Origin of the sequence: Mycobacterium asiaticum (assembly GCF_001668675.1) — a bacterium.
Lineage (GTDB): Bacteria > Actinomycetota > Actinomycetes > Mycobacteriales > Mycobacteriaceae > Mycobacterium > Mycobacterium asiaticum_D.
The window spans coordinates 1-9,105 of the sequence record NZ_LZKQ01000130.1 but is presented as its reverse complement, the minus strand read 5'-3'; the positions used below and the strand labels follow the sequence as shown (position 1 = coordinate 9,105).

6 protein-coding genes are annotated in these 9,105 nt (G+C 66.9%); all 6 read left to right on the top strand.

The annotated features are described in order from the left end of the window. Window positions 1-237 precede the first annotated feature (237 nt). Window positions 238-2,103, top strand: coding sequence for a putative bifunctional diguanylate cyclase/phosphodiesterase (locus A9X01_RS11340; RefSeq protein WP_065120875.1), 1,866 nt, complete (start codon window positions 238-240; stop codon window positions 2,101-2,103). Window positions 2,104-2,116: 13 nt separating this feature from the next. Next, a complete protein-coding gene (locus tag A9X01_RS11335; RefSeq protein WP_065120874.1) occupies window positions 2,117-3,829 on the top strand; it encodes a hypothetical protein in 1,713 nt (570 codons plus the stop codon). A 116-nt stretch (window positions 3,830-3,945) separates the two neighbouring features. After that, window positions 3,946-5,466: a polysaccharide biosynthesis tyrosine autokinase gene (locus A9X01_RS11330; protein ID WP_065120873.1), complete on the top strand. Its 1,521-nt coding sequence runs from the start codon at window positions 3,946-3,948 to the stop codon at window positions 5,464-5,466. A gap of 32 nt (window positions 5,467-5,498) precedes the next feature. After that, the gene (locus A9X01_RS11325; RefSeq protein ID WP_253849078.1) at window positions 5,499-6,932 is read left to right on the top strand and encodes an O-antigen ligase family protein; all 1,434 of its coding nucleotides are present in this window, start codon (window positions 5,499-5,501) and stop codon (window positions 6,930-6,932) included. Beyond that, window positions 6,929-8,005, top strand: a complete 1,077-nt coding sequence (locus A9X01_RS11320; protein WP_065120871.1) for a glycosyltransferase family 4 protein — start codon at window positions 6,929-6,931, stop codon at window positions 8,003-8,005. Before A9X01_RS11325 ends, A9X01_RS11320 begins: the two co-directional genes overlap by 4 nt. An 18-nt stretch (window positions 8,006-8,023) precedes the next feature. Then, entirely contained in the window at window positions 8,024-8,890 is an 867-nt protein-coding gene (locus A9X01_RS11315; protein WP_155772032.1) for an FkbM family methyltransferase, read from the top strand. The last annotated feature ends 215 nt before the right edge of the window (window positions 8,891-9,105 follow it).

The window sequence follows — 9,105 nt, the reverse complement described above, 5'->3', positions numbered from 1 at the left end:
GAGGACGGAGTTAGCACAGGGCACCAGGGCCTTTGCGTGATAGTCTTCGCTGACTACTAATCCATCCGTGACCTGCGTCGGTCCGGGTACTGCCCAGGGCTTCCAGGCGACTCTTGAGGCCGCTTCGATGCGCATCGGCAGGCATTGAGATACAGCGGCCGCCAAGACTGTCTGATGACCGGCGGTCGCCCGTAGCCGGCGCAGTCGACTTGGGACGTGCACGAATCGGAGGACCCGTTGCCACGCAGCTTGGACCTCGTCGTCACTTCCGTAGCCACCCAGCTGATGGAAGCGACCGCGTCCACCGCTACGCAGGTCAGCGAACGGGTGCTGGCCCAGCTCGTCGAGCAGTTCGACGTGGACGCCAGCTTCCTGCGTCATCACGACCACGACATCCGCGCCTCGGTGCTGGTCGCCGAATGGCCGCCGCGGGTGAATGTTCCGGACCCCGACCCGGAGGCGGTGGTGCACTTCACCAGCGCGGACCCGGTGCTGGCGCAGTGCGAGCACGGCCGGAAGCCGGTGGTGATCCGGCCCGAGCAGAACAACCGGTCCTTTCAACGCTGGGGCAGCGGCGCCAAGCAGGTGGCCTCGCCGTCGGTCGCGGCCGCCCCGCTGGTGTCAGGCGAGATGACCACCGGCGTGCTGGGCTTCGTCAAGTTCGGCGCCAGGAAGTGGAAGCAAGAGGAGATCAACACGCTCGAGGCGGTGGCCGCGCTGTTCGCGCAGCTACAGGCGCGAATCGCGGCGGAGGAGAAGCTCCGTTACCTGGCCGAGCATGACGACCTGACCGGGCTGTACAACCGTCGGGCACTGGTCGCGCATCTGACCGAGCGGCTGGCGTCCGGCAACCCCGGGCCGGTGGCGGTGCTGTACATGGACCTGGACCGGCTCAAGTCGATCAACGACTACCTGGGGCATACCGCCGGGGACTGGTTCATTCGCGTCTTCGCGCAACGCCTACGGGTGTGCGCGGGCAGCCAGAGCATGATCGCCCGCCTCGGTGGTGACGAGTTCGTGGTGATCCCGGATCAGACGATGTCCAGCGCGGCGGCCGAATCGTTCGCCCGCCGGCTGGGCACCATGCTGCGAGAGCGCCTGGCGATCGGCGGCCACCAGATCACCCGCACCGTCAGCATCGGTTTGGCCGTCGGGATGCCCGGCCGCGACAACAGCACCGACCTGCTGCGTCGCGCCGACGAAGCGGTCCTGTCGGCCAAGCGTGCCGGCGGCAACCAGGTCGCGCTGTCCACGGACGATATGTCGCTCAAGAGCGCGTTCCGCAACGACATCGAATTGCACCTGCAGGGCGATATCGACAGCGAAGCCCTGCTGCTGCACTACCTTCCCGAGGTCGACCTGTGGACCGGCGCGATCGTCGCGGCCGAGGCGCTGGTGCGCTGGCGGCACCCGATCTGGGGCTTGCTGCTGCCCGATTCGTTCATCGGGGTCGCCGAGTCGACGAACCTGGCCGGTGAACTCGGCCGCTGGGTGATGCGAAGCGCGTGTTCGGAATTCAGCCGGTGGCGGGCCAATGGTGTGGGGCAGAGCGCGATTTTGCGCATCAACGTCTCACCGGTGCAGCTGATCACCCGCGGCTTCGTGCGCACCGTCGCGGACACCATCGAGGAATTCGGGATCGACGGCGGCTCGGTCTGCCTCGAGATCACCGAGCGCGCGGTGGTGCACGACATCGAAACCACCCGCAAGACCCTGCATGAGCTCAAAGAGGTCGGCGTCCAGATCGCCATCGACGACTTCGGCACCGGGTACGCGGTTTTGTCGCACCTGAAGTCCCTGCCGGTCGACATGCTCAAGATCGACACCGGGTTCGTCCGGGACCTGGGCACCAACGCCGGCGACCTGGCCATCGTGCGCGCCATCATCGGCCTGGCCGAGGCGTTCGGTTTGCAGCTGGTCGCCGAAGGCGTCGAAACCCCGGCCGCCGCACTGACTTTGATGCAACACGGTTGCCACCGGGCGCAGGGTTTCCTGCTGTCCCGCCCTGTTCCGGGCAACGCCATGGAGGCGTTGCTGTCCGCGCGCTGGATGCCGATGCCGTTCCTCGCCGACCGCGAGGCGCTGACGCTCGGCGCAATCTAGCTCACCAGTGAGAATGGCTCGAACAATCAGAAAAGTCACGTTGATCGTCGTTGCCTGCGCGACCGTGGTGGTCGCCGGGGCGGCACTGCTGATCGGCGGCTGCAGCCGCAACCACAACGATCCCGGCCCGCTGGCCGCGATGGTGAATCCGGCCATCCCGCCGGCCGCGCAGGAAATACCCAACCCGTTGCGGGGGCAGTACGAAGACCTGATGGTGCCGCTGTTCCCGCAAGGCGCACCGGCCCAGCAGCGGTATCCGCGGTGGCCGGCCTCCTACGACGCCAGCCTGCGGGTGACGTGGCGGCAGCTGCAGCCGGTCGATCCGGCGACCTTGCCTCCGGATGCCCCGGACGAGCAGAAGTACGACTTCAGCGTCATCGACGAGGCGCTGAACAAGATGGCCGAGCGCCGGATGCGACTCACATTGCGGGTGCAGGCCTACAACTCCTGCTGCAACGCGTCCTACCCCGACAACACCAACATCGAGATACCCGACTGGGAGCGCGCGCGGCCGGGCACCAGCACCAGCTATCCCGGCCCGCGAAGCGGATCCGCTGCTGGGGTAACGCAGGTGGTGCCGAACTTCAACGACCCCACCTATCTGAGCGACTTCAGCCAGTTGCTGGCCGCGCTGGGACGCCGCTACGACAACGACGAACGGCTCAGCATCTTCGAATTCTCCGGCTACGGCGACTTCAGCGAAAACCACGTCGCCTACCTAAAGGACGCGCTGGGCGCCCCGGGCCCCGCGCCGGAACAGAGCGAGGCCGCTTTGGGCTACTACAGCCAGTACGGCGACCAGAACATCACCAAATCCTCCATCCAGCGGCTGGTCGCGGCCAACGTCAACGCCTTCCCGCACACGCAGCTGGTGACCGCGCCGAACAACCCAGAGATCGTGCGGCAGTTGCTGTCGGACGACGTCACCAAGAAACTGGCCGCACCGGTCGGTATCCGCTCGGACTGCCTCGGGGTGTACGCGCCGCTGCCGACGTGGGCCGAGTCCAGCGCGTCGCATTATGTGCAGACCCAGGACCCGCTCGTCGGCGCGTTGAAGGACCGGCTGGCCAAGGCGCCGGTGGTCACCGAGTGGTGTCAGCTGCCCAAGGACACCACGCCGCAGCAGTACTACGACAAGGGCCTGCACGATGTCATCCGGTACCACGTGTCGATGACGTCCAGCATCAACTTCCCCGATCAGGACGCCACCTCGCCCATGGACCCGAAGCTGTACGTGCTGTGGGCGCAGGCCAACGCGACCGCCGGCTACCGGTACTCGGTGGAGGCCCGGCCGGGGTCGCAATCCCTGCAGGACAAGGTGGCCTCGATCGCGGTCACCTGGACCAACTACGGCGCCGCGGCCACCACTGAGAAGTGGGCCCCGGTTTATCGCCTGGTGGATTTCGCCGGACAGACGGTTCGAACGCTGCCCGCCTCCGTCGACCTGCGGGGTCTGGTGCCGGACTCGTCCGGTGACCGCAGCGCCGACCAGCCGCCACCGGCCTCGACGACCGAAACGGTCCGCGTCGAGCTCAAAGGCCTGGCCCCGGGCCACTACACCTTGCGGGCCGCCGTGGAGTGGCAGCAGCACAAGCCCAACGGCTCGCACCCGGTGACCTACCCGCCGATGCGGCTGGCCCGGGATGGGCGCGACGACTCGGGCTTCTATCCGATCGCCACGCTCGATGTGTCGCGCGCAGTTCTGACCACCCCGGCCGCCTCCTGAGGCGTTGCCGCCGCTAAATCATTACATTAGTATGAAACTTGCGGTAGTCGCTATGCTATCGGTATGCGGGGGCAAATTGACGCTGTGAGTTGGCGTCCACTCAGGGGGGTTAGTGGATGGATTTCCGCACTTTCGTTCGGACGCTGCTACTGCATTGGAAGCTGGTCCTGTGCGCGCTGTTGGCCTGTTTAGCCGGCGCCGCCGCGATTACGGCCTTTCAGACCAAGAGTTACGAGTCGTCGGCGACGGTGCTCATCTCGTTCACCGGTGAGACCGACCTCATGCAGGTCTACCAGGGCACCCAGGCCGCCCAGGAGCGGCTGTCGTCGTACGCGGCCATTGCCGGTGGGCACGCCGTGGCGGATCGCGCGGTCAGCCAGTTCCACCTCCCGGTCTCCGCGGACGCGCTGGCCAGCCAGACCAAGGTGGCGTTCACCCCCAAGACGACCCTGTTCACCATCACCGTCACCGACACCGACCCGAAACGCGCGGCGACGCTGGCGAAGGCCGTCGCCGACGAGTTCACCTTGATGGTGGGCACGCTCGGTGGGAACCCGGCCCCGCCGAACTCACCGCCCGTCACCCCGACAGGTCAGCCGGCCCCAACCCCGTCGCCCGCGGTGTCGGATGGGGAGCAGCCCGTCATCCAGCCGCAGGCCAGCGAGACCACGCTGCCCACCGAGCCGCAACCCGCGCCTACGGCGGCGCCACCGGCGTCACCGTCCGGCGCGCCGCTGCCGATCGCCAGGGCCACGGTGGTCGAGCAGCCCGGTATACCCGACAATCCGGTCAAGCCGGTACCCGTGCGCAACATGGCGATGGGGTTGGTTGCCGGTTTGCTGCTGGGTACCGGGGTGGCGCTGACTCGCGACGCCGCCGACCGCACGGTGCGCGACCGGGCGAAGCTCGAGAGCCTGTCCGGCCTGCCGACGCTGGCCGAATTGCCCGGGCACCGGGGCAACGCGCCGCGATTCGGCACCGACATCTCGTTCGACGACGCGGTGCGCGGCTTGCGTGCCCGGCTGCTGCGCGCGATGGGCGCCGGTGCGAACCGGGTGTTGCTGACCGCACCTTTCGGCGGCGAGGGCACCACGACGACCGCGATCAACCTGTCCCGCGCGTTCGCCGAGCTCGGTGAAGACGTGCTGCTCATCGAGGGCGACACTCGGCGGCCGGTCATTGCCGGACTGCTGAAAGTCGAGTCGGGAGAAGGGCTTTCCAACGCGCTGTCCAATCCGGAGATCGCCACCGAAGCCACCAAGCCGACGTCGATTCCGAAGCTGTTCGTGCTTGCGGCGCGCTCGGTCCGCCGCGAGACACTGCCCACCAGCGCGTACCTACCCGAGGTGCTGGACACGGTACTCAAGGACGTGGCAAGGACTTTCGAGCGGACGGTGGTCGACGGGCCGCCGGTGCTGGCCACCGCGGATTCGGGGCTGCTCGGCGGTGCGGTGGACGCGACCGTATTGGTTGTGCGGGCCGGCCGCACCACCGAGGACGAACTCGAGGACGCGCTGACGGCGCTGCGCGCGGCGGGCGCGGATGTGGTGGGTACCGTGCTGACCGACGCCCGGATCGCGCGGCATACCAGGGCCGCCACTCGGACATACCGCGCCAAGGTCAGTGGGCCGGCGTGATCCGGTATCTGCGGAGTCGCCACCGTTTGGCGATGGCCGCAGTGGTGTTGGCGGTCTTTTTGTTGGGATGCTTTGTGTACGGCGCACTCTCGGTGCGCAACAGCACCCAGGGCATCCTGCTGGTCGGCCTGACGTTCTTCCTGATCGTGTACTGGGCCAAGCCGGAACTGATGATCGGGCTGGCGCTGTTCCTGGGGTGCGCGGCCCTGCCGCAGGGTCTGCACGTCGGTAAAGTGATCGGCCCGGTGTCCATCTACGCCTCACACGTGGTGTTGGTGCTGGCCATCTGCTTCGTGCTGCCCGCGGTGCGGTTACGCATGTCTGAGTACCTGTTGCCGGGAATGTTCGCGACTACGGTGCTTTACTTTGCCGCCGTTGGGTTTTCGACCGGACACAATCCGGCGGTTATAGTGCGCGAGGCGACGTTCCTGTTCGAGATGGTCGCCGGTTTCGTGCTGGCGCTTGTGGTGGTCTACGGCGAGCACATCATGTTGTCGATTCACGCGATCGCCGTGACACTGTGGTTCTCGGCGGGCATGGCCATCCTGGGCTCCTCGGGCGGTGTCCGGCTGGCGGGCCGCACCGAAAGCTTGCAGATGGACACGGGGGACGCAGCGAACCGCGTCATCACCTCGACGCTGATACCTGCCATCGCCGTCTTGACCGCATTGGTCGCCGCCCAGATTGCCGGTCGCGTCAAGCCGGTCGCCTACCTCGCGCTCGGTTTGCCCGCCTTGGTTATTGCGGTGCTGGCGTTCTCGCGCAACACCATCATCTCGGTGGGCGTCGCCGCCGTCGTCGCTTTCTTCGCCAGCATGGGCTGGTCGGCGGTGCGGCGGGCCGCCCGACTGACCCTCACCGGGCTGGGCATCCTGGCGGTGACGATTCCCGGCGCGCTGTTCCTGCTGGGCGATTCGTCGGCCGGAGTGTGGCTGGCCAACCAGATCACCGGCTTCAGTCACCGGGTGCTCGGCCGGACATCCGGGGCGGCCTTGTCCGCTGACCCGTCGACCCTGGCCCGGTTTGCCGAGGACCGGCATCTCAACGAGGCGATCGAGGCGGCACCAATCTTCGGCCACGGTCTGGGCTATGCCTATCAACTGCCGTTCGGGGGTGATGATCCAACCGAATTCACCCAGACGCTGGGTACCACCTACGCGCACAACTTCTACCTCTGGTGGCTCGCCAAGTCGGGCGCGGTCGGGATGACCGGGTTTGCGGTGTTTGCCCTCACCCCACTGGTGCGGGCCCTGCGCAGCGCTTCGGTACCGGCCAAGATCAGCGCGGCAGTCAGCACCGGCCTGCTGGTGATGTGCATCATCGACCCGTTGCCCGAGGACCCCGCGAACGCGATGACGCTGGGCATCGCGCTGGGATCGGCGCTGGCGTTCGCCACGCGGGAACGCCGGCGCGCCGAGATGGCCGAAGTGCAGGAGGTCGAGCGCGAATTGGTGCCCGCCCAATGACAACGCCATTGCGGGTCGTGGTGGTGGGCCCGGCGCCGGCCCAAGCGGCCAGCCGGGGCGGCATGGCCACGGTCAGTAGCCTCATGGCCGCGCACCCCGACAACCGGTTCGACATCGTGATGGTGCCGACGTATATCGAAGGCTCCCTTGGGTATCGGCTCTGGGTCGGCGTCACCGGGATGTTGCGCGCGACTTGGCTGGTGTTGTGCAGGCGCGCGGACATCCTGCATGTGCACCTCGCCCATGGGGGGAGCGTGCTGCGCAAGGCATTGCCGATGGCCGCGGCCCGCGTGGCGGCGGTTCCCACCGTGGTGCACGCCCACAGCTACGATTTCGGCGGTTGGTTCGACCGGTTGCCCAGGACCTGGCAGCGGATGGTCCGGCGCCTGTTGGCCGCCGACCGGTGGCTGGTGCTGGGCGCGCGCCATGTCGACGAGTACGCCAGCCGGTTACGGCTGCCCGCCGACCGGATCAGTGTGCTACACAACGCGGTTCCCATTCCATCTGACCCGGTAGCACAGTCGAACGTGGAATTGGTTCATGCGGTCTCGCTGGGGCGGCTGGGGGCGCGCAAGGGCAGCTACGACCTGATTGCCGCGGTCGCCATGCTCGATGAGACCTTGCGGGACAGGCTACGGCTGACGCTCGCGGGCGACGGCGAGGTCAACGAGGTGCGGGCGGCGGTCAGTGCGGTCCGTCTGGACCAGACCATCTTCGTGGCGGGATGGCTGGATCCGGTTGCTCGGGACGAATTACTTGGTGATGCACAGATATTCGTCTTGCCCAGCCATGACGAGGGCCTGCCGATGGCGTTGCTCGAGGCGATGGCCTATGGGCTGGCGCCGGTGACGACGCTGGTGGGCAGTATCGGGGAGGCGATCACCGACCGGGAGACCGGTTTAGTGGTGCAACCCGCCCGCCCGGCCCAGATTGCCGAGGCCCTGACGGAATTGCTCAAAGACGACACCTTGCGTGCCGGCCTGGGCGCGGCCGCACGCGGCCGCGCCGGCGATTTCGACCTGGACCGCTGGTATCGGCGATTGACGGACATCTGGACCGAGGCGACGCACTAGTTGGAAGGCGGCTGCACTGTGACCACCAAAGATCGCCTGCTGCATAGCGATGCGGCGAATTGGGCGGCGAAGTATGTGACCGTCCGCAATGTCGGGCGGGTGTTCGGCCGCACCGCGATGACGACGGCCACCGAGATATTGTGGCGCCGCCGGCTGACCCAGGACCTGGCGATGTCGGTGGCCGACCACTGCACGCCCAACGGGGCGACGGTCGTCGACATCGGGGCGAGCTGGGGCTTGTTCACCTATCACCTGGCCCGCCGGGTCGGAAAGTCCGGGCAGCTCTACAGTTTCGAGCCTCATCCGGACAACGCCCCAATGCTGCGCAAGCTTGCCGATGCGCGCTCGCAGGTGCACTTTCACCAGGCCGCGGTTTCCGACGAGCCGGGGACTGCCCAACTATTGGTGCCCGAGCGGCGCAACCGCCAGGTGACCGCGCAGGGCAGCCTGTCGCACGGGTTCGACGGACAGGGTGTCGAGGTGCGGCGGATAGACGTGCCGACCGTTCGGCTCGACGACGTCCTACCGCCGGACATCTCGGTGGATTTCGTCAAGATCGACGTCGAAGGCCACGAGATGGCGGTGCTGAGTGGGGGCGCGCGGATGTTCCGACGTTGCCGGCCAACCATTTTGATCGAAATCGAGCAGCGCCATCTGGCGCGTCCGATCGGCGACGTGTTCCGCCAGATCGAGGGTCTCGGTTATCACCTGTTTTATGTCGCCGAGTCGGCGTTACGGCCGATCGCCGAGTTCGACGTGGAGCGCGACCAGATGTCGATGGTCGATACGGATGAATTTCATCCCTTCGCCATGCCGCAGGGCTATGTGCACGACTTCTGCGCGGTCGCCTCGCCGGAACTGGTTGCGAGTTTTCTAGCTTCGTAACAGTCGCCCATGGGCCCAAATGTGCTGCACCGCTGACCTTCCGGCTTTGTACAACACAAAACTTGTCAGTGGTCCCGCATAGCATGTGGCTATGGTTTCGAGTTCGCGTGAGGAGATCGTGGAGGTCTTCGACGCGCCCGATGACGACGTGGAGCGGTTGTGTGCGTTGTCCTTTGACGCGCTGACGAATCCGGAGCGGTTGCGGGCCTTGGAAC

Bases quoted from the DNA above. Each gene is read 5' to 3' on its own strand.
- A9X01_RS11335 (WP_065120874.1), top strand. From the start codon at position 2,117: ATGGCTCGAACAATCAGAAAAGTCACGTTGATCGTCGTTGCCTGCGCG.
- A9X01_RS11330 (WP_065120873.1), top strand. From the start codon at position 3,946: ATGGATTTCCGCACTTTCGTTCGGACGCTGCTACTGCATTGGAAGCTG.
- A9X01_RS11325 (WP_253849078.1), top strand. From the start codon at position 5,499: ATGGCCGCAGTGGTGTTGGCGGTCTTTTTGTTGGGATGCTTTGTGTAC.
- A9X01_RS11320 (WP_065120871.1), top strand. From the start codon at position 6,929: ATGACAACGCCATTGCGGGTCGTGGTGGTGGGCCCGGCGCCGGCCCAA.